Annotated in this window: 18 protein-coding genes; 13 read left to right on the top strand and 5 right to left on the bottom strand. The window is 46.1% G+C overall.

Annotated elements, in window-relative coordinates:
* Nucleotides 1-8: 8 nt before the first annotated feature.
* A complete protein-coding gene (locus AOX59_RS16060; RefSeq protein ID WP_068446959.1) occupies nt 9-1,085 on the top strand; it encodes a glycosyltransferase family 4 protein in 1,077 nt (358 codons plus the stop codon).
* Between the two features lie 175 nt (nt 1,086-1,260).
* On the opposite strand, the gene AOX59_RS16065 is transcribed toward AOX59_RS16060, so the two are convergent.
* From AOX59_RS16065 to AOX59_RS16075, 3 genes are all read right to left on the bottom strand, one after another.
* Nucleotides 1,261-2,274 carry an LCP family protein gene (locus AOX59_RS16065; RefSeq protein WP_068446961.1) on the bottom strand — a complete coding sequence of 338 codons (1,014 nt, stop codon included), beginning with the start codon at nt 2,272-2,274 and terminating at the stop codon, nt 1,261-1,263.
* A gap of 156 nt (nt 2,275-2,430) precedes the next feature.
* A complete protein-coding gene (gene tagD / locus AOX59_RS16070; protein ID WP_068446964.1) occupies nt 2,431-2,814 on the bottom strand; it encodes a glycerol-3-phosphate cytidylyltransferase in 384 nt (127 codons plus the stop codon).
* A 104-nt stretch (nt 2,815-2,918) separates the two neighbouring features.
* Nucleotides 2,919-3,917 (bottom strand): LCP family protein, encoded by a 999-nt coding sequence (locus AOX59_RS16075; RefSeq protein WP_068446966.1) that lies wholly within the window; start codon nt 3,915-3,917, stop codon nt 2,919-2,921.
* Nucleotides 3,918-4,111: 194 nt separating this feature from the next.
* Between AOX59_RS16075 and AOX59_RS16080 the strand changes: the two genes are divergently transcribed.
* The 3 genes from AOX59_RS16080 to AOX59_RS16090 all read left to right on the top strand — a co-directional run bounded on the left by AOX59_RS16080 (nt 4,112) and on the right by AOX59_RS16090 (nt 6,240).
* Entirely contained in the window at nt 4,112-5,425 is a 1,314-nt protein-coding gene (locus AOX59_RS16080; protein WP_068446968.1) for a nucleotide sugar dehydrogenase, read from the top strand.
* 283 nt (nt 5,426-5,708) lie between these two features.
* Nucleotides 5,709-5,933, top strand: coding sequence for a DUF1659 domain-containing protein (locus tag AOX59_RS16085; RefSeq protein ID WP_068446970.1), 225 nt, complete (start codon nt 5,709-5,711; stop codon nt 5,931-5,933).
* A 91-nt stretch (nt 5,934-6,024) separates the two neighbouring features.
* A complete protein-coding gene (locus tag AOX59_RS16090; protein ID WP_068446972.1) occupies nt 6,025-6,240 on the top strand; it encodes a DUF2922 domain-containing protein in 216 nt (71 codons plus the stop codon).
* Nucleotides 6,241-6,577: 337 nt separating this feature from the next.
* On the opposite strand, the gene AOX59_RS16095 is transcribed toward AOX59_RS16090, so the two are convergent.
* Nucleotides 6,578-7,165 carry a superoxide dismutase family protein gene (locus AOX59_RS16095; protein ID WP_068446977.1) on the bottom strand — a complete coding sequence of 196 codons (588 nt, stop codon included), beginning with the start codon at nt 7,163-7,165 and terminating at the stop codon, nt 6,578-6,580.
* A gap of 341 nt (nt 7,166-7,506) precedes the next feature.
* A complete protein-coding gene (locus AOX59_RS16100; RefSeq protein ID WP_068446979.1) occupies nt 7,507-8,391 on the bottom strand; it encodes a LysR substrate-binding domain-containing protein in 885 nt (294 codons plus the stop codon).
* Nucleotides 8,392-8,536: 145 nt separating this feature from the next.
* On the opposite strand from AOX59_RS16100, the gene AOX59_RS16105 reads away from it, so the two are divergent.
* The 9 genes from AOX59_RS16105 to ggt all read left to right on the top strand — a co-directional run bounded on the left by AOX59_RS16105 (nt 8,537) and on the right by ggt (nt 25,258).
* Complete coding sequence (locus AOX59_RS16105) at nt 8,537-10,717, top strand: malate synthase G (RefSeq protein WP_068446980.1); 2,181 nt, start codon at nt 8,537-8,539, stop codon at nt 10,715-10,717.
* A 579-nt stretch (nt 10,718-11,296) separates the two neighbouring features.
* A complete protein-coding gene (locus AOX59_RS16110; protein ID WP_068446983.1) occupies nt 11,297-12,610 on the top strand; it encodes an FAD-binding oxidoreductase in 1,314 nt (437 codons plus the stop codon).
* 1 nt (nt 12,611) lies between these two features.
* Entirely contained in the window at nt 12,612-14,033 is a 1,422-nt protein-coding gene (locus tag AOX59_RS16115; RefSeq protein WP_237049292.1) for a (Fe-S)-binding protein, read from the top strand.
* Nucleotides 14,034-14,060: 27 nt separating this feature from the next.
* Entirely contained in the window at nt 14,061-15,518 is a 1,458-nt protein-coding gene (locus AOX59_RS16120) for an FAD-linked oxidase C-terminal domain-containing protein (protein WP_068446985.1), read from the top strand.
* Nucleotides 15,519-16,318: 800 nt separating this feature from the next.
* Nucleotides 16,319-18,082 (top strand): L-lactate permease, encoded by a 1,764-nt coding sequence (locus AOX59_RS16130; RefSeq protein ID WP_068446990.1) that lies wholly within the window; start codon nt 16,319-16,321, stop codon nt 18,080-18,082.
* A 504-nt stretch (nt 18,083-18,586) separates the two neighbouring features.
* Nucleotides 18,587-19,171, top strand: coding sequence for a CalY family protein (locus AOX59_RS16135; protein WP_068446997.1), 585 nt, complete (start codon nt 18,587-18,589; stop codon nt 19,169-19,171).
* 114 nt (nt 19,172-19,285) lie between these two features.
* Nucleotides 19,286-21,340, top strand: coding sequence for a glycoside hydrolase family 3 N-terminal domain-containing protein (locus tag AOX59_RS16140; RefSeq protein WP_068446998.1), 2,055 nt, complete (start codon nt 19,286-19,288; stop codon nt 21,338-21,340).
* 373 nt (nt 21,341-21,713) lie between these two features.
* Nucleotides 21,714-23,186, top strand: a complete 1,473-nt coding sequence (locus AOX59_RS16145) for a serine hydrolase domain-containing protein (RefSeq protein ID WP_068447000.1) — start codon at nt 21,714-21,716, stop codon at nt 23,184-23,186.
* An 80-nt stretch (nt 23,187-23,266) separates the two neighbouring features.
* Nucleotides 23,267-25,258: a gamma-glutamyltransferase gene (ggt, locus tag AOX59_RS16150; protein WP_068448408.1), complete on the top strand. Its 1,992-nt coding sequence runs from the start codon at nt 23,267-23,269 to the stop codon at nt 25,256-25,258.
* Nucleotides 25,259-25,853 lie beyond the last annotated feature (595 nt).

A 25,853-nucleotide genomic window follows, 5' to 3' on the forward strand; every position in this document is an offset into this window, starting at 1 on the left:
GTGTTCCCATGTTTGACACAGCTGATTTAGCAACTGCATTTGTCATTTCCGCTCTGACCGCGTTGATTATCACGCCAGTCATTAAAAAGCTGGCTCTGAAAATAGGGGCAGCTGATAAACCGGATAATAACCGAAAGAATCATGATGGCGTCAAAGCGAGTTTAGGCGGTTTGGCAATCTTTATCGGTGCAGTTGCAGGATTTTTATATTTACAGCCTTCACATCCGCAAATGACGGCGATAATCATTGGTGCCTGCATCATGCTGGCAACGGGTATTATCGATGATATTTTAAATCTGAAGCCGTATATGAAACTGGCAGGGCAGCTTTTGGCAGCTCTGGTTGTCGTGTCTTCCGGCCTGATAATTGATAAGCTGACGGTCCCTTTCTTTGGAACGGTTTATATGGATGAGATGGCATTTGTTATTACGATTGTCTGGATTCTAGCAGCTTCTAACGCCATTAACCTGATTGACGGGCTGGATGGGCTGGCGGCAGGTGTTTCCGCAATTGGTTTGTTCAGCATTCTTATCATGGCAATGATCGATTACAGGGTTATGGTCGCGTATTTATGCGTCATATTGATCGGGAGCTGTCTCGGTTTTCTGTATCATAACTTCTATCCGGCGAAAATATTTATGGGAGATACTGGAGCTCTGTTTTTAGGGTATTCCATAGCGGTTGTTTCCATGCTCGGGTTGTTTAAAAATGTCGCGTTATTCAGTTTTATCATCCCGATTATTGTCATTGCGATCCCTGTGTTTGACACGATCTTGGCGATTATCCGCAGGGCGGTGAGCAAGCATGGCATTGCCAATGGTGATAAAAAACACATTCACTATCAATTAATGAAAATGGGTTACAGTCACCGCGCCACCGTTTTGATTATTTATGGGTTTAGTGCCTTTTTCGGCAGCATGGCCATTGTATTTAACAGTGGCAGGATGCTGACATCCGTTATTATATTTTGCCTTATTATTGTCGGCATGCAAATGATTGCTGAACTGGCCGGTATTGTCATGCAGGGTCAACAGCCTGTTTTAACCCGAATCAAACGGATATTCGGAGCGGAAAAAGTAAAATAAAGTGAAACTTCAATCAATGGGGGAGAAACGTCCTACTGATTGTTAGTTGAACAAAATCGGGCATTTAAGGTCAGTTAGCCGCCATCGTTTGGCGGCTAACTGACCTTAAATGCGGGAAGTATAATTGATACGAAAAAACACTGTCAGACCGGTATAACGGTCTGACAGTGTTTTTCTATTGCTCTTCTTCGGTTGTATAAGTGCCGGGCTGATTGTTGGAAGTTTCCAGTTCAAGATGTTCTTTCAATGTCTGTTTCACTTCGGTGAGTGATTGTTCATCAGGAATCTGGTAAGATCCTCCGTTAATCGATTGAGGATACGTCTCAAGGGTAAGCTTATCAATGTTGCTGGCGCTAAAATCAGAGTATTCTTGATAAAATCCCAATCCTTCACCGACGGACATATTCGTTTTAACGTTACTGCCTGCTTCTTCAGCTAGATCATTAACTTTTGTAATTGTTCCGAATGATGTTGCCTTGTCAATGATTGCTTTAATGACCTGCTGTTGCCGTTCATTTCGACCAATGTCCCCGCGGGGATCCTGCTTACGCATTCTGGCATATGCCAGAGCTTCTTCACCATTGAGTTCCATTGGTCCCTCCGTGAACTGCAAATCCTCATTTCCGGATTCACGGATGGTGCGCTGTTCAAAATCGAATGGCACGTCAACTTCGATGCCACCAAGGATATTGACGATATTGGTGAATGCGTCAAAGTTTACCGCCGCATAGTAGTCTATCGGTATATCAAGGAATTGCTCGACCGTCTTAATGGCCAGCTCCTTGCCACCGTATGCATGCGCATGGTTAATCTTTTCCTGGGTACCGCGCTCGGGTATTTCAACCAGTGTGTCACGCGGCAAACTTAACAATTTCAACCGCTTATCACCCGGATTGAATGTTGCAACGAGCATCGTATCTGTCCGCCCATTGTCACCATTTGTTGAGTAATCTTCAACCCCCATTATCAGGATTGAAATCGGGTCATCGCCGATCGATACGGCTTTATCCCTTAAGTCTGACTTTTCACGATCAAGATCATCGTACGATTCACTTGCTGCTGTGTAAGTCTGGAAAAGCATGTAACCGACCCCACCGGCAATGAGTAAAAATACGACGAGCATCGGGTAAAGAATCCTGCGCCGGCGTTTTTTCTTTTTTTGTTTTCGAATATCTGCACGCTGCTTCATAGCATTATTCTCCTTCAAAACTTTCATTCTCATAATATGACTCAATCAATCTATTAAATTATAATAGGCATCCATAAATAATGCAATATGGTTTTAGGATACCACATATTATAGACGAATCGAATTAAGAGAATGTTTCATTTTAATATCAATTTTTTATAGCCGGTCTTTTTTTATTTTCGATGAGGAGATACCGGAAGTTCGCGGAAGATAGACAACGTCGCAATAACGTTTCAGAAAATCAAAATTCCCTTTCCAGTCATTACCGATAACAAATACATCAACCTCATAGTGTATGATGTCATCCATTTTTTGCTCCCAGTCTGTTTCCGGAATAACCAAGTCCACATACCGGATTGCTTCCACGATGATTTTACGGCTTTCAAAAGGGTGATATGCTTCCTTGTTCTTTTTATGATTAAAGCCATCGGTAGATACACCAACAATCAAATAGTCACCCAACTCCTTTGCGTGACGCAAAAGATTAATATGACCAGGGTGAAGCAAGTCGAAAGTTCCATAAGTAATGATTTTCTTCATAATATCTCCTTATATGATTCATTCCTTCCTATTCTACTATTAACCACATATATAGTAAATAAAGATTGGAATAAAAATAGGAGACAGTCGGTGACAGTCTCCAGTTAATAAGTGCTATTACCTTCTTCCTCTTGTGCATAATCACTTGTTTGAATATTTTCCTTTAGGTTCAGATGGCCGCGTAAATCTGCCTGAACATTTTGTTTGCTTTCTTCATCAATCTGATAGTACCAGAGGCCGTCCTCCATATAGCCACCACTGCCATCAAGATTGACGGTTTCGATTGAAATACTTTCATCAAGCCCATAGGAGAGGAAATCCTTCATATCATCGAACGAAAGGCTTGTGGTCAGATTGTCTCCAATCGCATCGATTGTTTCCCCCAGTTTAAAGACTGATGAAGCGGACGTCACTTTATTGGCAATGGATTTAAGGATTTGCTGCTGCCGTTTACCACGTGCCACGTCACTGTCATATTTGCGCGTCCGGGCCAGTGCCAATGCTTCTTCGCCATTTAAATGTTGTTCCCCCGGCATTAAATGGATGCTGTTTTTGTCGTCTTCGGAGTCCGATTCCCAGATTTCATAAGGTACATCATACGTAATACCGTCAAGCGTATTAACAACGTCGATGAAACCTTCGAAATTCATCTTGGCGTAGTAATCCACCGGAACATGCAGGAAATTTTCGACGGTTTCGATGGTTGCTTTAGGTCCGCCGAAGAAATGTGCATGGTTGATTTTCGTATATCGATCAACTTCCGGGACGTAAACATACGAATCACGGGGGATGCTTAACAGTTTGACGGAACTGTTTTGTTTGTTAAAAGTGGCCAGGATGAGCGCATCGGAGCGGCTCTGTTTTTCGTTTCGGAATTCACTGTTATCAACGCCAATGAACAGAACGGAAACATTATCTTCAACCGGATTCACCGCTTCATTCCGGAGTTCGGATGTTTCATTTTCGCGGCCGGTTTTTTCCTGTGAGTTGCTCACCATATTTTCAGTTTTGTTGTATAAGTAACCAGCATAACTGCCAACACCAACAATGATGATGAGTAGTGGAATACCGATTATCAGTGTCCATTTTTTTCTTCTTGACATAGGTCTATCTCCTCAGTCGTTTCGTATCACCTATTTTACAAAACTATATACAAAATAACAATGATGAAAAGCGCAGGAATTAAAATACTATACAAACTGTGATGTGCGACGGTATAGTTTGATTATGAACACGCACACATATATGATAAAGTATAATAAGTATATATCTGATTTTAAAAAGGTAGGCTTTCGCTATGTCTCTGTTTGAAAAATTAACATCCAAGGATGAAAAAATTGCTGTCATCGGGTTAGGTTATGTCGGACTTCCCCTTGCCATTGAACTGGCGAAAAAATTTGATGTTGTTGGGTTTGACGTCAATAAAGAAAAACTGGACAAATATTTAACCGGTGTAGATGTCACACATGAAGTCGGTGACGAGGCAGTTCAGAACACCACCATGACATTTACGAGTGATGAAGCAGATTTGCGTGACTGTAAATTTCATATCGTGTCTGTTCCAACGCCGATCAATACCGATAAAACACCAAATCTGGACCCGGTGAGCACAGCCAGTGAAACCGTCGGACGCAATTTGACAAAGGGTTCGATCGTTGTGTATGAATCGACGGTTTATCCCGGAACAACTGAAGAGATTTGTGTCCCGATTCTCGAGGAACAATCCGGCCTGACATTCGGTGATGATTTTAAAGTCGGCTATTCACCGGAGCGCATCAACCCGGGTGACAAAGTGAATAAGCTGACAAGCATCATTAAAATCGTATCAGGTTCAGACGATGATGCACTGAGAGAAATTTCAGGCGTGTATGGCGTGATCATTGACGCCGGTGTCCATGAGGCGGAATCGATAAAAGTTGCTGAAGCCGCCAAAGTTATCGAGAATTCCCAGCGCGATATCAATATCGCCTTCATGAACGAACTCTCAATGGTTTTCAATAAAATGGATATCAATACAAATGCTGTGCTGGAAGCAGCCGGCACGAAATGGAACTTCCTGAAATTCACCCCCGGCCTCGTCGGTGGACACTGCATCGGTGTCGATCCATATTATTTCACTTATAAAGCTGAGCAGCTTGGACACCATTCGCAAATCATCTTGTCCGGCCGTAAAATTAATGATGATATGGGCAAATACATCGGATCAAGTATCATTAAGAAGATGATCCATGCCAAACAGGAAATCAGCGGTGCCAGGGTTGGCATTCTTGGCATCACGTTTAAAGAAGACGTTCCCGACGTGCGCAATACCAAAGTCGTCGATATTATTGAGGAATTAAAAGACTATGGCGTTGAAGCTGTCGTTCATGATCCGGTTGCTGACAAAGATGCCGTGTATGACGAGTTTGGTATCGAATTGGTGGAAAAAGAACAATTGAACGACCTGGATTGTGTTGTATTTGCTGTCGGCCATAATGAATTCAAAGAACGCTATGATCTCGACATGATGGATACTTTGTATCGAAACGATAATAAAGTATTGGTTGATATCAAAAGCATTTATGACCGAAAAGAATGTGAATCAAAAGGGTATCATTATTGGAGCCTTTAATGTGTAAGGTTCCGAGTTGCTGACCTCCTTAATGGAAGGAACTGCTTGTCTCCTTCTGTTATGGAGGTCTTTTTTTGTGCCTGATTTGGGTGGTCTGGCAGGACATCTACAATAATTTTGTCTTCCGGACTCTGACGAAAAGTTTAGGCTTCACAATCCCTTCTTTCTTCTATTATCGAAACCTGACCGGAAATAGGGGGATGAGACATTCAAAAAAAGTTTGTCTGTCATACCCCCTTTCCCACCCTTCCCTCGATTGTAGGGGTGAAAGGAGGTGACCAACATGGCTGAACAACAAATGCTTGGTTCACGCATGAGCTTGATTCTGGATGATGGCGTTGATGAAACTTCGGGAAAGCAGCTTTTTAAGACAAAAGGGTTTAACAATGTCAAAACTTCAGCAACCGCTGATCAGCTTTACGCAATTGCCACTGCTGTGACGGGGTTGCAACAGCGACCGCTTGTCAATGTGGAGCGTAACGATGAATCAGAAATCACGGAAGTGTAATTTTAACAAAGGCAGCGCACTTTAAAACCGTCGATGGGCGGAAAGGCTGGGGAGCTGCTGCTGTGTCATCAGAGGGGAGGAGGTGAAAACTTTGAGAAAGCTTGAATTGAAATTTTTAAACGAAGATGATAAGACTGTCACATACTCGTTGGAGCAGCCGGTAGAACCTGTTGATCCGGCAGCCATCAACGCTGCGATGGATGAAATCATCAATCAGAATGCATTCACATCATCAGGCGGCGATGTCGTTTCCATTAAGGAAGCGAGAATTGTCGAGCGTACTGTTGAGGAGATTGAATTAGGTTAATCAAACGAACAGACCAGCTGGGGGCGCTGGTCTGTTCTTTAATGCGATTGAGCAGGCGGGCAGGCCCCCTCGAATATCACGTGGCTCCACCAAGATTTCGCGTGGTGATCATCTCGGAATCGCGGTGTGGGATAGTGTCAAATCGTGTCCCGCCAGCGTCAGCACAAACCCGCTTCACACTTTGAACGATTCAGCATATCCTCTCCGCAAATGACAAGTATGATATTCAGGTCATCTCAAGCTGACTGCCTCAGGGACAGTTAGTGCAATTTCCGTCAGACCCGAAAAAAAACAGGCATCCGCCTGAAAGCTGCGAATGCCTGTTGGTTCATGCTGTTCATTGGCTGATCGTGCCACATGCAAACCGGTCGCCGGCATCACCCGATGGCTGTGATTCGCCATCATCTTTACCTTCATGGATGACCAAAGCAGTTCCGCCATTGCCAAGCAGTGAGTTGTCCTGACCGTCTTCCAGTGTCACGTTTTCTGCAAGATAAGACATTTTTATCGAACCATCTTCGCCAACTGTAATATTTGGCAAGTCACCTGCATGTGGCCCTTTTGATGTATCAAATCCATGATCGGTATCACCGGGATTGAAATGTCCGCCAGCCGATTTGAAATCGGGTGCTTCACATTGGCCATTTTCATGAATATGAAAGCCGTGTGTGCCTTTAGGGATGTTGGTTCCTTCAAGCATAATGTTAACACCATTTGATGCTTGCTCCAATTCAGCAGTCCCAACCGATTCATCATCTCCGTTCATTAAATCCACCGTTACAGGCTCTCCACTGTCCTCATCTTGCTGGCTGCTTGTTTCATCTGTATTATTCTGCTGGTCTGAATCGTTATTTGCACCGCTGCCACAAGCCGCCAGAACAAATATGACCATTAACAGCATCAGCAGCAATATCCAGCGTTTCATTGAAAAACTCCTTTTCTGATATACTACTGTCAACTTTACCGGGAAAACAATCGTTTAAACGGGGGTGGTCATAATTCATTCTTAATGACTATGGTGAAGTTCATATGAATCGAACATCCTACTGATTATGTAAGCTTTTATGAAAATTATCCCAGTTTATGTATGTGTGCGAGAGAAGCAGTAACTCGTGCGGGACCGCATGAACTTGAGCGGGAGTGCATCAAACTCGTTCGAGAGCGTGCCACAAATGACACGACAACTCATCAGTTCGTGCAGCACCATCGGGAATTCCCGCGCCTCCCGGTAATATTTCGCAACATCCGCATCAGCACAAACCCGCTTCACACCCTGAACGATTCAGCCATGTCAATAAATTCCCTCACCGCATAGGGCATGTATTTTTCCTTATTCCAAATCATCGCTAGTTCCAGATTGACGACAGGCTGTGTGAATGGGATTGCCACCAGCTGGTCGCTGTCAATTTGGTTGCAAATACGGCTCGGCAGCAGGGTGCTTCCCAATTTAGCGCCTGCCATTTCGATCATGAAATCTTTCTGTGAGCTCTCACAGACAACTTTCGGCTCGAATCCGTAATAGGCGCACGCCTCCATAATCCTGTCGTGAAGCGAAAAGTCATGCCGGTATAATATGAGTGGCTCCTGCTCGATGGCTTCAAATTCAATGGCTTCTTCTCCGGCGAGCGGGTTGTCCTTATGCACCATCAGCATCAACGGATCTTTCAAGAGTGAAATAGTTTCCAGGTTTTCCCGTTTTGCCGGCAGGTTACAGATCAACCCGATGTCGAGCTCGCCTTCGCTGATGCCTTCTCTAATTGAGTTGCTGCCGACTTCTGTTAAAAGCAGGTCAATCGATGGATACGCTTCTTTGTAGCGGCTGATTAAAGCGGCGAAAAAGGCAGCACCGATGATCGGAGGGATGCCGATTTTGATTTCTCCTTTTTTTAAATCAATCACATCGTCTAGCTTCGATGTCAGATTTTCAAATGAATCAAGCACTTTTTTTGTATTGGTCAAAAAAGCCTCGCCCGCATCGGTCAGTTCAAGCTGATACGCGCTCCGGTCAAAAAGTGGAGAACCGACTTCTGTTTCCAGGTTTTTGATTGTTTTGCTCAAGGAAGGCTGCGAAATATGCAGTGTTTGGGCTGCGCGGGTGACGTTCAGCTGGCGGGCAACTTCCGCAAAACATGTCAATTGCCTGATATCCATACGAATCGACGCTCCCTCATTCGTTGTTAAGCCCATCATACACCAAGGTATAGCCAAAAGGAATAGTCTTCATGCAAAACATGTATTTTTGTTTCTGCATGGGTCGTATTAAAATGAAGAAAAGGACGAAGGGGAGGATTCAGGGATGACAGACTATATCAAATCGGGCAAATTACAAGTCGCCAAGGAACTTTATGATTTTGTTAATTTGGAAGCGCTGCCGGAAACCGGGCTTGACGCGGGGGCATTTTGGGAAAATATGGAACAATTAATCGATGATCTGACGCCGAAAAACAAGGCTTTGCTGGACGAACGGGAGTCCATGCAGAAGCAAATTGACACATGGCACAAGGGAAACACGTATGATCCGGAAAAGTACCAATCGTTCCTCGAAGATATCGGTTATTTGGAGCCTGAAGTGGCCGATTTTAAAATTACAACCGAAAATGTGGATAACGTCATTACAAAACAGGCGGGACCGCAGCTTGTGGTGCCAATCGACAATGCGCGCTATGCCTTGAATGCTGCCAACGCGCGCTGGGGTTCGCTTTATGACGCGCTTTACGGGACAGATGTGATCAGTGAAGAAGGCGGTGCTGAGAAAACGGGGCAGTACAATCCTGTGCGCGGTGACAAAGTTATCGCATATGCTAAAACCTTCCTTGATGAGAACCTGACGCTTGAATCCGCCTCACACAAAGACGTTACGAATTATTCTGTTAAATCCGGAAAACTTGAAGCGGCATTGGAGAGCGGCAAAACTGCCGGCCTAAAAGATACATCGCAATTCGCAGGTTTTAAGGGAGCTGCTGAAGACCCTGAGACGATTTTACTTCAGAACAATGGTCTGCACGTGGAAATCCAGATTGATCCTGACCACTCTATTGGCAAGACGGATGCGGCCGGTGTTAAAGATGTTTTCATGGAATCCGCAACAACGAGCATCATGGACTGCGAAGATTCGGTTGCGGCCGTCGACGCTGAGGACAAAACACATATTTACCGCAATTGGCTCGGTTTGAACCGAGGCGATTTGACCACCTCTTTCAACAAAAATGGCCAAACGGTGACGCGCGAATTGAATCCTGACCGGACGTATACTGCTCCGAACGGCGGCGAAATCAGTCTGACCGGGCGTGTGCTCATGTTTGTGCGCAATGTCGGACACTTGATGACAAACAACGCGATTTTGGATGAAAACGGCGACGAAGTGTTTGAAGGAATCATGGACGGTGTCTTTACAAGTCTGATGGCCAAGCACAGCCTGCTCGGCAATGGTCCTTATCAAAATTCACAAACCGGGTCCGTTTACATTGTAAAACCGAAAATGCACGGGTCGAAGGAAGCGGCATTTGCCAATGAATTGTTTGGCCGTGTTGAAGATATACTGGAGCTGGAGCGCAACACGCTGAAAGTCGGCTTAATGGATGAAGAGCGCCGCACAACGCTTAATTTGAAAAACAGTATTCATGAAGTGCGCGAGCGGGTTGTGTTCATCAACACCGGATTTCTCGACCGCACAGGTGATGAAATCCACACATCGATGGAAACTGGCCCGATGATCCGAAAAGGCGACATGAAGGCATCAGCCTGGTTGAACGGTTATGAGAAGAATAATGTCGCAACAGGCCTCGCCGCCGGTCTGAAAGGCAGAGCGCAAATCGGCAAAGGGATGTGGGCGATGCCGGATCTGATGGCTGACATGCTCGAGCAAAAAATCGGTCATGTGAAAGCAGGCGGTAATACAGCGTGGGTACCGTCCCCGACTGCCGCGACCTTGCACGCATTGCATTACCATCAGGTCGATGTAAAAGAGATTCAAGCGGATATCGAGAAAAATCTGAAAAACTATCGTGATGATATTTTACAAATTCCGGTGGCGCAGCAGGCAGACTGGTCCGCGAACGAAATTCAGGAAGAGTTGGACAACAGCACGCAGACGCTTCTCGGATACGTTGTCCGCTGGGTTGAGCAGGCTGTCGGCTGTTCGAAAGTCCCTGACATTAATGATGTTGCGCTGATGGAGGACCGCGCCACATTGCGCATCTCCAGCCAGATGCTTACCAACTGGCTTTATCATGACATTTGCAGTGACGAGCAGATGATGGAGACACTGAAGCGAATGGCCAAAGTCGTTGATAAGCAAAACGCAGGCGACACTGCCTACCGTCCAATGGCACCGGATTATGATGATTCGATTGCATTCCAGGCAGCGTGTGATTTGGTGTTTAAAGGACGCGAGCAGCCGAGCGGGTATACGGAGCCAATTTTGCATAAGCGGCGGTTGGAAGCTAAAGAGAAGGAAGCGGTGAATACGGCGAAATAACTTTTCAGCAGGAAATGAGAGGAGATTCTTTAGGCGACAAGCCTGTCTTCTCTAATTTTCTGCTGTTTTTATAATTGGAACCAGAGGATTAGATTCCCGTTTTACCCTCCGCATCAAGATTGAAGGAAAACCAAGACGTTAACCGTCCATAAAGATCCGATTCTGTTCGGGCTAGCAGTATTTGGGTCGCAAAGGCATTGCAACGGACGCTCGAACGATCGAGCGGAAGATGGAATCGATCGAATAAGCTTCGAAAACGATCGAGCGGAGGGCGGAATCGATCGAGAGCATCCCAAACTCGTGCGAGAACTTCTTTAAGTCGTGCGACATCACTACCAACTCGTGCAACAACCACATCAAATCAATAGGCCACAACACCAATTCCACCGAGAACAGCCACAACGACCTTGTCGAATAAACGCGTATTTTAAAAGTTTTTGGATTATTGAGAAAACAGCATTGACTTTGATATACGACATTGGTTTACTATAGACATCACTACACTACCACGCCAAACGATTGAGGATATGCATCCAAACGGTCTTGTCTTGTGAAACCAAATGGAAGGGGGATTCCCAAATGAGCACATCAACGCTCGAAACGGTTATACCGAAAGACCAAATCAAACAGAACAAATCGGATCATCCGCTCGGTAATGGCGGGCGTCAGATCATAGAAGCTTATTCCGAAGAAGATATTTCGGACGTCCTTCGATACGCGAATGAGCACGAGCAAACCGTGAACATCATATCGGGCGGAACGAAGCGGGGGTATGGCGGGACGCTGGAGCAAGCGGATATTTTGCTGTCGCTCGCAGGTTATAAGGGTATTATTGAACATTCGGTTGGTGATTTGACGCTGACCGTCAGACCTGGAACGACAGTAAAGGAAATTTCCGATCAATTGGCCCAAAGCGGGCAGTGTCTTGCGCTTGACCCGTCATGGCCGGAACTGGCAACGATAGGCGGCGTTATTTCAGCAAATGAAAGCGGTGCCAAACGGCTGCTTTACGGATCTGCGAGAGACCATGTTATCGGAACGCGAATTGTTTACGCAGATGGACATGTCATCCGAACGGGCGGTAAAGTGGTCAAAAATGTAGCGGGTTATGACATGAATAAGCTTTTTATTGGCGCAATGGGAACGCTGGGTATCATCAGCGAAATTACATTGAAATTGCGGCCGCTCCCTAAATATGAGGCGCTGTCATTGCTGCATTTTCCGGAGACCCGAGAACGGGAGATTTACGATTTTGCAAAACGTATCATGGATTCGATGATGGAGCCGGTATCGCTTGAAGTATTGACACCGGCAACAGCCGAAAAATTAACCGGCAAACAGCGTTATACGTTGGCAATTGCATTTGAAGATCAAAAAAAGGCTGTCAGTCAGCAGGAAAAATGGGTGGCGGATCACTTACCGCCGGATGTCGAACAAACAGTCCTGTATGAACAGGAGGCAAGCGAATGGTGGAATGCGTTTCGCCGCCAGGGCCCGAACGGTCACAATGATGAGACAGATGATGCTAATACACGGGCGGCTTTGAAAATCGGCAGCCTGCCATCGGACGTTCCCGGCAATTTGAAAAAGGCGGAAGAACTCGCTGAAGTGCATCATGTTGCCATTGAAGCGCATGGTGGTGCCGGGCACGGGATTTCGCGCGTTTATGTCAATGGGTATGCAGAAGACGTCATCATCTTCATAAAAGCGCTAAGGTCCGAGGTTGAAAAAAGGGATGGATACGTGGTTTGCACCCATTTACCGTTCGTACTGAGGGAAGAAGCTGATGTGTGGGGCGAGAAGCCTGTCTATTTTTCATTGCTGGACGGCATTAAACGGACGAATGACCCGAAGAAACTATTGAACCGGCAGCGGTTTGTGGGAGGGATTTAAGATGAGTATGGGCTTAGTGAGTATGCTGAGCGGCGGCAAAGCTGAGCGGTCGAATGGCGCTGCTGTCACAGAAGAGCATGAAGCGGAAAAGACTGATCCGGCATGCCGGTCGAATCCGCTTGGAAATTACATCTGGGATGACGTCCCCGACGCAACAAAATGGGCTGACTGTGTTCATTGCGGCCTGTGTCTGGAGGCATGCCCGACGTATCAGGAAACGGGTGAAGAACAGAATTCACCAAGGGGCCGGGTTTACTTAATCAAATCGGTGGCTGAAGGCAAAATCGATCTTGATGAGGCGTTTGCCGATCCGGTTTATAATTGCCTCGACTGCCGTGCGTGTGAAACCGCCTGTCCTGCCAATGTTCAGGTCGGTGGTCTGATTGAAGAAGCGCGCGGGCAAATCAATCAGTCAATGCCGTTATCAGGTATCTCCGGAACGTTTAAGAAAACGGTTCTGAACCAACTTTTCCCGCATAAAAAGCGGATGGATAAGCTGGGCGGTCTGATGCGGTTTTATCAAAATAGCGGACTGCAAAAGGCTGCCAGAAAAACAGGTATCCTCAATGTGATGCCGGACCATTTAAAAGATATGGAAGCTACATTGCCGAAAGCGGGAAAACCGGTTTTGGGCAATTATCCTGACGTTATTCCGGCAGAAGGCAAGACGAAAGGGCGCGTTGCCATTCTGACAGGCTGCGTCATGGACGTCATGTTCAATGACGTGAACAAATCGACGGTCCGCGTGCTGACGCATAATGGATTCGAGGTGGGTCTGCCGCCTGACCAGGGCTGCTGCGGGGCACTTCATATTCATGCCGGCGAAAGGGATAGCGGCAAACAGCTTGCCAAAAAGAACATTGAGGCGTTCAAAGACTACGATAAAATTCTCGTCAACGCGGCTGGCTGCGGGTGTGCGCTCCAGGAGTACGATGAACTGTTCCGTAATGATCCGGAGATACTGCCGTTCGCGAAGGAATTTTCCGAAAAGATAGAGGATATTACCAAGTTTCTATACGACAATGATTTCAAACGTCCTCACTCTGAAGTCAACACAACCGTGACGTATCATGATGCGTGTCATTTGGCGCACGGGCAAGGTGTGCGATCTGAACCGCGGCAAATATTAAACGACATCCCGGGGGTTGAGATGGTTGATTTGCCTGATGCGGACCGGTGTTGCGGCAGTGCGGGCATCTATAATCTGACCCATCCCGAGATGGCCGGGAAACTGCTTGACCGCAAAATTGATGATATGCCGGAGAACATTAATATGATTTCGATGGGGAACCCCGGCTGTATGCTGCAGATTGCGATGGGCGTGCAAAAATACGGCCGAAACGAAAAAGTCGTCCATACCGTCCAGCTCCTTGATTGGGCGTACGAAAAAGATAAGCAAAAAATGCATGAATACGAATTATAGGAATCACACAGAAAGCGGGTGAAAAGAATGTTTCGAAAAAAACGAGCCAAGCAAAAGCCGGATGCAACCGCAAAGCAATTAATGGGAATTGTCGGTGAAGAAAATGTGCTCTATTTGAAGGGAGATCTCCTGTCCTATGAGTGTGACGGCTATACACTGGAACGAGGCATACCACGGGCGGTCGTATTTGTCCGGAATACACAGCACGTTTCGGATGTCGTTAAGCAGTTGAATGAGCTTGAGATTCCCTACATTGCACGCGGTGCAGGAACGGGGTTGAGCGGTGGTGCGACACCGAGAGGCGGTGAAGTAATCATCAGTCTTGTCCGGATGAAGCGGCTGCTTGACCTTGATCTGGAAAATCGCCAGGCCGTTGTCGAACCGGGGTATATCAATTTGAAGCTGACCCAGTCGATTTCAGATAAAGGCTACTATTATGCGCCGGATCCATCAAGCCAATATGCCTGCACGATTGGCGGCAATGTGGCTGAAAATTCGGGTGGTGCGCATTGTTTGAAATATGGCGTGACGACTAATCACATTTTGGGGCTTGAAGTGGTTTTGCCGAGCGGTGAGATTATTGAAATTGGCAATAGCGGTGTGCCGGATCAGCCGGGGTATGATCTGCTCGGAATCCTCACCGGGTCGGAGGGGACGCTTGGCATTGTGACCAAGATTACCGTCAACATTTTGAAAAATCCTGAAGGCAAAAAAACCGGCTTAGCTTATTTTGACGATATTGACGATGCAAGCCAGGCGGTATCAGACATTATCGCAACAGGCATTATCCCGGCGGCGCTCGAAATGATGGATGAGATCGCGATTGAAGGTGTCGAGGCATCAGCCTATCCGGTCGGGCACCCGAGCGATATCGCGGCATTTCTACTGATTGAAGTTGATGGCATTCAAGAAGGGATTGATGACCAGATCGAGGATATTTTAACAGTGTGCAAAAGCAATCATGTGCGCGACGTGAAAGTGGCCAAAGACGAGGCGGAACGAAGTATGTGGTGGGCCAACCGTAAAATGGGCTTCGGCGCGATGGGAGCAATTTCGCCGGACTACCTTGTCCAGGACGGCGTAATCCCGCGAACCCGCCTGCCTGAAGTGCTGGCACACATCAGCGCTATCAGCCGGAAATATGAACTGCGGATTGCGAATATTTTCCATGCAGGCGATGGGAACCTGCACCCGCTCATTTTGTTTGATGCGAGCGTTCCCGGAGAAAGTGACCGGGCCTCCAAGGCAGGGTCAGAATGTTTGCAGGTCTGTGCGGACGTCGGCGGATCGATAACCGGTGAACATGGTGTCGGCATTGAAAAATCAGCTGAAATGCGTTTTATTTTCACCGACGAAGAAATGGCGGCGCAAACCGATATTCGTCATGTTTTCAATCCGGACGACCTGCTGAATCCGGGGAAATTGTTCCCTGAACCGGGCCGTTGTGTTGAAGTGAAGCGTGATGAGAAAAAAGTGAGCGTTTAAGATTATGGCTGTTTTCTAAAACGTTGTTGCTTTTGACGCTTAACCCATAAACTGCGACACAATGAAAATTTTGTGTGTGATAACACCGCTTCGGAAATACACTTCGCTTTCCGCGGGCGGCTGGTGAGCCTCCTCGAACCCCGTTCTGCGGGGTCTCACCTATGCCTTTCCTCCCGCAGGAGCCTCCGTGTATTTCCTCCGCTAAGTTTTGTTCACGGCATCTTAATGAACCAAAACATTACGGCGGCTAAAACTGAACATTTTGATCATTAAATCGAGCAGCTGTAATTCGTTATTGCAGCGTTTGATTGGAGGGGGGGTCGACTCCTGCAGGAAAGCGGGCAGCTTATCAAGTTCCTTTTGCAGTTTGAATCGTCGTGAAAAGTCTTCGAGCTGGTCTCTCGAGTCCCTTTTGCTGGTTGAATCGTCGTGAGAAGTCTTCGAGCTGTCTCTCGAGTCCCTTTTGCAGTTTGAATCGTCGTGAAAAGTCTTCGAGCTGGCCTCTCGAGTCCCTTTTGCTGGTTGAATCGTCATGAAAAGTCTTCGAGCTGGTCTCTCGAGTCCCTTTTGCTGGTTGAATCGTCATGAAAAGTCTTCGAGATGACTTCTCAAGTTCTTTTTCAGTTTGAATCGCTGTAAAAAGTCTCCGAACCGGCTTCTCGAGTCCCTTTGATACCATGGGCCGTTGTTAAACGTCTCCGAGGAGGATGTGGCGTTGCAAGGTGCGCGACTGCCCGTCGTGATGATCCGCGTTTTAGACATCGTTTACGATATTAAACGAAAAAAAGGAGGAAATTACCTTGGGAACTGGAATCTTAGCTTTTCTCGCTTTGCTTCCGATTATCGCTGTTGCTGTATTTCTGGTAGGTCTGAAATGGCCCGCAAGTAAAGCCATGCCGATCTCATTCATTGTGGCCGTACTGCTAGCCCTCTTTGTTTGGGATGTGGCGTTCCCGCAGGTCGCAGCTGCTTCTGTCAACGGACTCGTCGTTGCTGTTACGCTATTATTCATTATTTTCGGTGCGATCCTGCTGTTGAACACATTGCAGGAAAGCGGAGGGCTCCACACGATTCGCCGCGGTTTTACGGATATTACCCCGGACCGTCGTATTCAGGTGATTATCATTGCATGGCTTTTCGGGTCGTTCATTGAAGGAACTGCAGGCTTCGGGACACCGGCCGCTGTCGCTGTTCCGCTGCTGGTGGGGCTTGGCTTTCCGGCGATGGCGGCTGTTGTCTCGGGAATGGTGATCCAGAGTACGCCTGTGTCATTCGGGGCAGTTGGAACGCCGATCGTTGTCGGTGTGGGATCAGGTGTTGAACCGCTGACTCAGATTTCGGATGTTTCGAGTTTCGTATTTGGTTTGGCCGGAAAGATTGCGCTGCTTCATACATTGGCAGGTATTTTGATTCCGTTGTTTTTAGTCGGTCTTCTGACACGGTTTTTCGGAAAAAACAAATCGTTCAGCGAAGGACTGCAAGTATGGAAATTTGCCATTTTCGCCTCATTGTCCATGACCATACCATATCTGCTGGTTGCCTACACGATGGGACCGGAATTCCCGGCTATGTTCGGCGGTTTAATCGGGCTGTTAATTGTCGTCCCGGCAGCGAAAAAAGGTTTTCTCATGCCGGAAGAAGGTGAAGAGTGGGATTTCGAACCAAAAGACCGCTGGGACCCGCTTTGGAATGGCAAAGTGGAGTTGAAGCAAAGTGATATCAATGCCGGAAAAATCAGCATGTGGCGGGCATGGTCACCATATGTGCTGATTGCTGCCCTTCTGATTATATCAAGGCTGACAGTGGTTGGGGAGTGGCTCCAATCTGCTATCATACGGATTCCGAATATGTTTGGTACAGACATCACAGCAGAATGGGAAATCCTCTATTCACCAGGGTTCATTTTCATCGTCGTTGCAGTTCTGACGTATTTTATGCACAGTATGAAGCCAAAGGAATTTGCCACCGCCTGGAAGGATTCCGGTAAAACAATGATCTCTGCCAGTACAGCACTCGTTTTTACGGTGCCAATGGTCCAGGTCTTCCTGAACACAGATGGCGGAGCAGCCGGATTTCAGGAGATGCCGCTCGTCCTCGCTGAGGCAGTTGCGGATTTGGGAGGCGAGCTCTACCCAATTTTTGCCACATTCATTGGAGGACTTGGCGCGTTTGTGGCTGGCAGTAACACGATCAGTAACATGATGTTTTCCTTATTCCAGTTCGGTGTTGGTGAAAATATCGGCGGCAGTGCAACATGGATGGTTGCCCTGCAGGCAGTAGGCGGAGCAGCCGGGAACATGATTTGTGTGCATAACGTCGTTGCCGCTTCAGCCGTCGTCGGCCTTGTCGGCAAGGAAGGCCACATCATCCGTAAAACCCTGATTCCATTTGTATATTACGCGCTGCTCGCAGGCTCCATCGGCTATTCAATCATGTGGACCGCCGATAAAGGTATTTTCAACATCGGATCAATTTTAGCAGTCATCATCTGGGCTATAGCCATATACTTCATCGCGACGAATAAGAAGCGTTTGGTTAAGCTTGAGAAGAAGAATATTGCTTAGTGCGTGCGATCATAAATTGATAATGCAGCCCTGTCTGATTGAGATGGGGCTGTATTTTTTTGCTGGATGATTAGCTTGCGGTTGGAATTGAGTCAGCGCCGGGACAACGGCTTAAATGTGCGGGAACAGTATCATCTTATGCGAGGGCACGTGCACAGATCCCTTACTCGACAGAAACCTGGTTTTGTATCGACAAGACCAGGAGTTTTTTTAGTCTATAACCATTATTTCGATAAAAAACGAAAAAAGTACTAGGAATAATGTCAGGAAAAATATAGGAAAACGAAACTAAAGTTATATAGACTGACATAATTTAACTTGATACGCTATTAATAATATTTAAATTATTCGAAAAATAGATGCACTTTTTGATAATGATGTCTTAACGATCAAATTTTTGTCGATGGACGATTTTTGAATTGGCATCTGCTAAATCAATGTTCAATTAACTTCTAAATAAATAACCCTGCATGGGCAGGGAAAAATATAAAGGAGGGCAATTATATGGGTGTGAAGAAACAATTAGGCATTGGCGTGATGACAGCAGCACTCGGTTTATCATTAATCGGAGGAGGGACATATGCATATTTCAGCGACAGTGAGACAACGAACAACACGTTTGCGGCCGGGACGCTTGATCTGGCAGTAGAACCGACACAAGTGATTGAAGTTGACAATATCCAGCCCGGTGATTCCATGACCCGCAATTTTGAACTGCAAAATAACGGTTCATTGGCGATTGACAAGGTGCTATTGGAAACCAACTATTCCGTAACAGATGCAGAGGGTGACAACACCGGTGATTTTGGCGACCATATCCAAGTCGAGTTTTTATACAACGCTGATAAGCTGGATGAAGTCATTTACCAAACAACATTAGCTGAACTGAAAAACATGTCGCCTGAGGCTGTCAATGAACATGTTTTCGATCCCGTGCTTGAGGATGGGCTTGAACCCGGTTCACTCGATGATCTCGTTGTCAAATTCAATTTTATTGATAACGGAGAAAATCAAAATCAATTCCAGGGTGATTCTTTAAATCTCGAGTGGACATTCAATGCACAACAAGCAGCAGATGATGGAGAATAATAATTGATGTAAATGGAGCTGTGCCATAAACTATGAACGTCTGTTATGGTCGGCTTGTTCGTCCCTCATGACCAATTGGCCATTAAAAAATCAGAACGAGAGGAGAGACTGAAAATGACGAAATGGACTAGGCTTCTCAGTTACATGTCTGTATTTATTCTTCTCCTTACAACACCAGTAACCACTGTAGCACAATCATCAGCTCAACAAGATAAGAAACCTGCCGGTGCTCTGAATGATGCGAATCAACAGATGGTTCAACAGATGATTACGCAAATGAGCCCTGAAGAAAAAATCGGACAGCTTGTGATGCCGTCCACCCACGATAACGAAAATAATATGCCAAATGCAGACACAAAAGAACTGATTAAGGAATACAAAGCCGGTTCTGTGATTGTTTACGGAAATCGCGATGCCAGTACCACGGCAGAATACAATAATCAGCTCCAAGAGTGGGCATCGGAAACAAGTATGAACATCCCATTATTTTCAACGGCTGACCTTGAATACGGTGTCAATCAGCATGTCACCGATGCGACCGCCTTTCCGCGCCAAATGGGAATTGCAGCGACGAGAGATTTAGAAGCAGCGAATGAGATGGCGGGTGTCACGGCGCAAGAAATGAAAGCGACAGGCTTTAACTGGAACTATTCGCCACTTGCTGATGTGAATACCAATCCAAATAATCCGGTAATCGGTGTACGGTCATTTGGGGAAAATACAGAGCTTGTTTCGGATATGACCGTTGCGCAAGTAGAAGGCTATCAGGAAAACGGCGTATTATCGACGCCAAAGCATTTTCCCGGACATGGGGATACGAGTGAGGACTCACACCATGGTCTTCCTTCCGTTACTTATGACCGGGAAACACTGGAAGAAGTTCATCTTCCGCCCTTCCAAGCCGCCATTGATGCCGGTGCTGAGTCAATTATGACCTCTCATGTCATCATCGAGGCTATTGATCCGGAGCTTCCGGCCACATTGTCAGAAGATGTTTTGACCGGATTGCTTCGTGAAGAGATGGGGTTTGACGGAATTATTGTGACAGATGCCATGTCCATGGGAGCTATCGATGAGCAATGGGGTGCAGGAGAAGCAGCCGTGATGGCTGTTAAGGCAGGAGCCGATATCATCATGGCTACAGGAACACTTGAACAACAAAAAGAAACATTTGAAGCCCTGCTCGAAGCCTATGAATCCGGAGAACTTTCAGAGGAACAGGTTGACGAATCCGTTGAGCGCATTTTAGCAACAAAAGTGCGATATGGGCTGTTTGATAATCGTTATGTCGATCCAGAGGAAGCAACAGACGTTGTGAATACGGAATCCCACAAAGAATTGTCGGAAAGCATGGCACAGGATTCGATGACACTCGTGAAAAACGATGATACGTTGCCTTTTGACTCTGAATCCAATGATACTACTTTTGTTGTTGGTCCGGAAATATACAACCAAAGTTATTACATTGAAGATATAGCTGATTCTGTTCAAGCGAAAACAAACGGGGAAGTTAAGCGTTATGTCACTTCCGCAAATCCATCCGATAGTGAAATCGATGAAGCCGTCCAGCAAGCCGAACAAGCAGATCGAATCATTGTTCCAACTTTCTCTGCCAGTGAACTTGCTGAAGGACAGAGCCAACTGGTTAATGCTCTTGAGGGAACGGAAAAACCGGTCGTGTCCATATCTTTAGGCATTCCATATGACATCAAAAAATATCCTGATGTGGATGCACACATAGCGACGTATGCGGTTGAAAGGTGGGGATCAGCAGTCCCGGTCTCTTGGGAAGCTGCGGTTGATGTCATTTACGGAGCGAACCCGGGTGGTAAACTTCCGGTAACTATTGAAGATCATTATGAGTTTGGACATGGGGAAAATTATGATGAATATGAGACACCTGAAAGCGCAGAAGACATTAAAGCGCTTGTTGATCAGTTGAAGGAGGAAGGAGCGTTTACAAACGATACCGCTCCGCGTGCGCTAAAGCGTCATTTGACCGCTGTGAACCATTATGAAGAACAAGAAGCAGCAGAAAAAGTTCTCAAGCACATGCAAGGATTCAAAGCTTTGCTGGATCAGCAGCAAAATAATGAACTGATTTCTGCTGACGCCTTTAACCTTCTTCAGTCTCAAGCTGATGCATTAATTGAAAAATGGGAAGCATAGGTATCTGATTCATAAAAAGCAATGGACCATTGATTGTGTGAATCCTGAAAAAATTAAGCTGATTGGAGACTTGGTAGATTCAGATATTTCTGATATTTCTATTGAACAAGAGCAAAAGACAAATATCGCCAGTTAATGTAAAAAAAGCAGCCGCTCTTTCCGTATGAAAATCTTTAAGAACGGCTGCGTTTTTTTATCCCGCATGTAACTGGCAGTAAGACCCCCGCCTCAAATGTTCGCGTATACGATGAAGATTAGGTGGGGGATCAACTGCCAGTAAATGTCCGATTCGTTCATCTAACAATCAGTGGGGGAAGAAAGAGCCCCCTACTGATTGAAGATTCACTTTATCCCATAGAGAGGAGTAACAAGAATGAAAAACAAGTTTATCTCGTTAACACTGGCTTGCGCTTTGCTTGTTTCTGTGTTTGTTGCAGGCGGTGGAAAAGCAGCAGCAACCGCACCTATCGTGCAGCCTGGACCGGCAGACAGTGTGCAAATGCTGCAGCAGCCATTAGATGAAATAGATAGCGTCATTCAGCAGGGAATCGCTGATAAATACATGGCGGGTTCTGTCGTTTTGGCAGCCAGATCCGGAACCATTGTTAAAGAAGATGCTTACGGATATGCGGCGCGCTATTTGGATGATGACTTTACGGAAATGGAAAACCCGGTGGAAATGCAAACTGACACGATATTCGATTTAGCTTCCATTACCAAAGTGTTTACAGCAACAGCTGCTATGCATTTATATGAACAAGGCGAATTTAACTTAGATGATCCGGTGGCGGACTACATTCCCGAATTCGCGCAAAATGGGAAATCCGATGTCACAATCAGACAGTTGCTGACGCACACATCCGGCTTTCCGGCATGGATTCCACTTTATCAAACGACAGATTCACGTGAACAAGCCTATCAGGAAGTGTTCTCGACTGCATTAGAGCATGAGCCCGGCACACATTACGGATACAGCGACCTGAACATGATTACAATTGGGGCATTAGTCGAGCAAATTTCAGGTGAACGGCTTGATCAATATATTCAAACGAATATCACTGAACCGCTTGGAATGACAGACACGATGTTCAACCCGCCTGAATTATTAAAAGACCGAATTGCTGCAACCGAATATCAGCCACAGACAGATAGAGGGATTGTTTGGGGTGAGGTGCATGATGAAAACGCATGGGCGATGGACGGTGTTGCCGGCCACGCCGGTTTGTTTTCAACCGCTCAAGATTTAGCGGTATTTGCACAAATGATTCTCAACGATGGTCAATATGACGATACACGCATTTTGGAAACCGGGACTGTGGAAAAAATGGAAACGAATCAGCTGCCTGATTTTCCGGGCAATGCGCATAGTTTAGCCTGGGAACTGAATCAGGATTGGTATATGGGTGGTTTATCCGAACCGTCAACGCTTGGGCATACCGGTTTTACAGGCACGTCAATCGTGATCAGCCCAAGCAAAGAAACGGTAGCGATTTTATTGACAAACAAAGTCCACCCGACACGGGATGCACCGTCCACCAATCCGATACGTCAGGCAGTGGCGGGAAAGACGGCCGATGCCATTAACGCATGGAGTGCATCCGCGATGAAAGCACTTGTAAAGGACTTTGCAGCTGAGGGAGAATTTTTAAGCGATGAAGCCGCTCATTCATTAAAGATTCATTTGACTGCTGTCAGCCATTATGAAGACCGGGAACTAGGGGATAAAGTCATCAAACATATGGAAGGCTTTCAAAGCTTGCTGGATCATCAGCAGGAAAATATGTCAGAGGATGCCTATGAAACTCTTAAAACAAATGCGGATTATTTGATTGGTAAGTGGCAATAGACCATTTTGACAGAGTAAATATTAATACAGGAAGGGGTTTTATCGTGAAGAACAAGAAAATAGCATGGCTGTCAATCTTTATGTCGCTGTTGCTCGTGGTCCATGTTTTTCTGCCGGCCGGGTTGACTGCCAGTGCAGAGGGCATACAGGATGAACAAACGGCAGAAGGTGATTACGGCATGGTGGTGACCGCGCATCCATTAGCATCTGAAGTTGGAGCAGACGTGTTAAAAAATGGCGGCAATGCCATTGATGCCGCTGTTGCGATTCAGTTTGCGCTGAATGTCAATGAGCCCATGATGTCCGGTATCGGCGGCGGGGGTTTTTTAATGTATTATGATGCCGATACGGAAGATGTGTCGGTCATTAACAGCAGGGAGCGCGCTCCTGCCGGTGCAAATCCTGATATGTTTCTGGAGGAAGACGGTGAACCAATGCCTTTCCAGGAACGGGTGCGCAGCGGAAAGTCAGTAGGTGTGCCAGGAACACTGAAAGGACTTGAAACAGCTCTCGATCAATGGGGCACGCGTTCAATGGCAGAGCTTCTGGAACCTTCCATCAAAATGGCGGAGGAAGGTGTCGATGTGAATTGGGTACTGGCCGACGCTATTGCCAGTAATGAGGAAAAATTGTCAAATACAGCGGCAAAAGAAGTCTTCCTGCCTGATGGCGAACCGCTTGAAGAAGGCGACCTCCTCGTTCAGGAGGATTTGGCTGATACATTCAGGCTGATTGCCGAGCAAGGTACTGACGTGTTTTACGATGGCGAAATTGGTGAAGCACTTGCCGATGAGGTACAGAACCGTAACAGCAGCATGACACCGGATGATCTCAGCCGGTATGATGTCACCCATGAGGACCCGGTATGGGGAGATTATAGGGGATATGATATCGCCTCCATGGCCCCGCCAAGTTCAGGTGGGCTGACAATGCAGCAAATGCTGGACATGTTTGAAGAGATGGAACTGACACAACATGGCATCAAATCGGCCGAAAAATATCATCTTATGGCCGAAACGATGCACCTCGCCTATGCAGACAGGGACGCTTATATGGGGGACCCGGAATTTGTGAATGTGCCTGCTGAAGGATTGCTCCACCCTGATTACATTGAAGAAAGGGCGGGAATGATTAATCCGGATCAGGCAAATGATGAAGTTCAGCCAGGGAACCCATGGGAATATCAAGAAGGTGATCCTTACAAAATAAGTGAAAAAGCGGGAGACAAAACGAATGGCCAAACGACGCACTTTACCGTAGCCGATAGTGAAGGCAACCTTGTGTCATACACGACAACGATTGAGCAAGTATTCGGATCGGGGATCATGGTGCCGGACTACGGTATCATGCTGAACAATGAGTTGACGGATTTTGACGCGGTGCCAGGTGGAGCCAACCAAGTTGAGCCGAATAAGCGACCGTTAAGCAGCATGACACCAGCTATTGTTTTAGAGGACGGAGAACCGTACATGACAGTCGGCTCACCTGGTGGCACAACCATCATTACGTCAGTATTGCAAACCATTGTTAATGTGATTGGCTATGATATGGAACTTAAAAATGCCATTGAAGAGCCGAGAATTTTCAGCAGTTCTTACCCAAGTATTAGTTGGGAGACAGGCATTCCGTCAGATGTACGTGACCAACTGGAACAGATGGGTCATGAATGGGAATCTGAACCAGGTGAAATCGGAAACGTCAACAGCTTAATGATTGATTCTGAAAGCGGGACTTACTTTGGCGCTGCTGATTCCACAAGAGAAGGCAAAGCAATCGGTATTTCGGCCGATGATTTGCCGCCAGAAGAATCAACGGTTGCATATTTGCAATATCTTGTTAATGAACTGAAGGATGATGGCGAATTTAATGATGAAAATGCTATCCGCCATGTTGAAACCCATTTAACGGTGCTGGCTCATTATGAAAGCTCGGGATCTATGGACAAAGCGATTAAACATTTGAATGGATTTAAAACGCTGATTGAACATCAAAGGGACGATGAATCGATTTCAGAGACGGCGTATAATGCGTTGATTTCGGCGTCTGATGTTTTGCTGGAAGAATGGGAGTAGTTTTTAAGATTAATAGAAATCAATGGAAAGGAGGCTTTTCACCGTCATCTTATGGGCTATAGCCATTCACTTCATCGCGACGAATAAGAAGCGTTTGGCTAAGCTTGAGAAAAAGAATATTGCTTAGAGAGTGCGATCGTAAATTGATAATGCAGCCTTATCTGATTGAGATGGGGCTGTATTTTTTGATGGGATACCGGGAAATATTTTCACAAAGCTAGCGTCGCTCATTCATGCGGCTTGAATGAACGAGGGCGGTTCCAACTCGTGCCGGGCTGCAACCCTAAGCATGTAAGGTGTTGCCATGGTGATTGCGATTCAATTTTGACTGCCGATTTGAAATGGTAACAGATGTCGAATCCTAGAAAAATATCAGTATTTCCCGGGCAATAATTTTGTCAGTAATTGTGAAAACTTGCAAGAAATGATGGAAAATATATTTTAATTTCCAATTAATTTGACAAAAAATAGCTGTAAATGCAGTGAAAAAGCTTTGATTCTTAATGCCAAAGAATTGAAGCTTTTTTTATATCGAAAAGTAAATTAAATACATTTGCTGCAAGGGTGACTAATGATTAAAAACAATCAATTTAAA

The sequence above is a fragment of the Lentibacillus amyloliquefaciens genome, assembly GCF_001307805.1.
Taxonomy (GTDB): domain Bacteria; phylum Bacillota; class Bacilli; order Bacillales; family Amphibacillaceae; genus Lentibacillus; species Lentibacillus amyloliquefaciens.

What these genes read in the sequence shown, in the direction of transcription:
- AOX59_RS16060 (WP_068446959.1), top strand. Translation starts at nt 9, where the DNA reads ATGTTTGACACAGCTGATTTAGCAACTGCATTTGTCATTTCCGCTCTG.
- AOX59_RS16065 (WP_068446961.1), bottom strand. Translation starts at nt 2,274, where the DNA reads ATGAAGCAGCGTGCAGATATTCGAAAACAAAAAAAGAAAAAACGCCGG.
- tagD (WP_068446964.1), bottom strand. Translation starts at nt 2,814, where the DNA reads ATGAAGAAAATCATTACTTATGGAACTTTCGACTTGCTTCACCCTGGT.
- AOX59_RS16075 (WP_068446966.1), bottom strand. Translation starts at nt 3,917, where the DNA reads ATGTCAAGAAGAAAAAAATGGACACTGATAATCGGTATTCCACTACTC.
- AOX59_RS16080 (WP_068446968.1), top strand. Translation starts at nt 4,112, where the DNA reads ATGTCTCTGTTTGAAAAATTAACATCCAAGGATGAAAAAATTGCTGTC.
- AOX59_RS16085 (WP_068446970.1), top strand. Translation starts at nt 5,709, where the DNA reads ATGGCTGAACAACAAATGCTTGGTTCACGCATGAGCTTGATTCTGGAT.
- AOX59_RS16095 (WP_068446977.1), bottom strand. Translation starts at nt 7,165, where the DNA reads ATGAAACGCTGGATATTGCTGCTGATGCTGTTAATGGTCATATTTGTT.
- AOX59_RS16100 (WP_068446979.1), bottom strand. Translation starts at nt 8,391, where the DNA reads ATGGATATCAGGCAATTGACATGTTTTGCGGAAGTTGCCCGCCAGCTG.
- AOX59_RS16105 (WP_068446980.1), top strand. Translation starts at nt 8,537, where the DNA reads ATGACAGACTATATCAAATCGGGCAAATTACAAGTCGCCAAGGAACTT.
- AOX59_RS16110 (WP_068446983.1), top strand. Translation starts at nt 11,297, where the DNA reads ATGAGCACATCAACGCTCGAAACGGTTATACCGAAAGACCAAATCAAA.
- AOX59_RS16115 (WP_237049292.1), top strand. Translation starts at nt 12,612, where the DNA reads ATGAGTATGGGCTTAGTGAGTATGCTGAGCGGCGGCAAAGCTGAGCGG.
- AOX59_RS16120 (WP_068446985.1), top strand. Translation starts at nt 14,061, where the DNA reads ATGTTTCGAAAAAAACGAGCCAAGCAAAAGCCGGATGCAACCGCAAAG.
- AOX59_RS16135 (WP_068446997.1), top strand. Translation starts at nt 18,587, where the DNA reads ATGGGTGTGAAGAAACAATTAGGCATTGGCGTGATGACAGCAGCACTC.
- AOX59_RS16140 (WP_068446998.1), top strand. Translation starts at nt 19,286, where the DNA reads ATGACGAAATGGACTAGGCTTCTCAGTTACATGTCTGTATTTATTCTT.
- AOX59_RS16145 (WP_068447000.1), top strand. Translation starts at nt 21,714, where the DNA reads ATGAAAAACAAGTTTATCTCGTTAACACTGGCTTGCGCTTTGCTTGTT.
- ggt (WP_068448408.1), top strand. Translation starts at nt 23,267, where the DNA reads ATGTCGCTGTTGCTCGTGGTCCATGTTTTTCTGCCGGCCGGGTTGACT.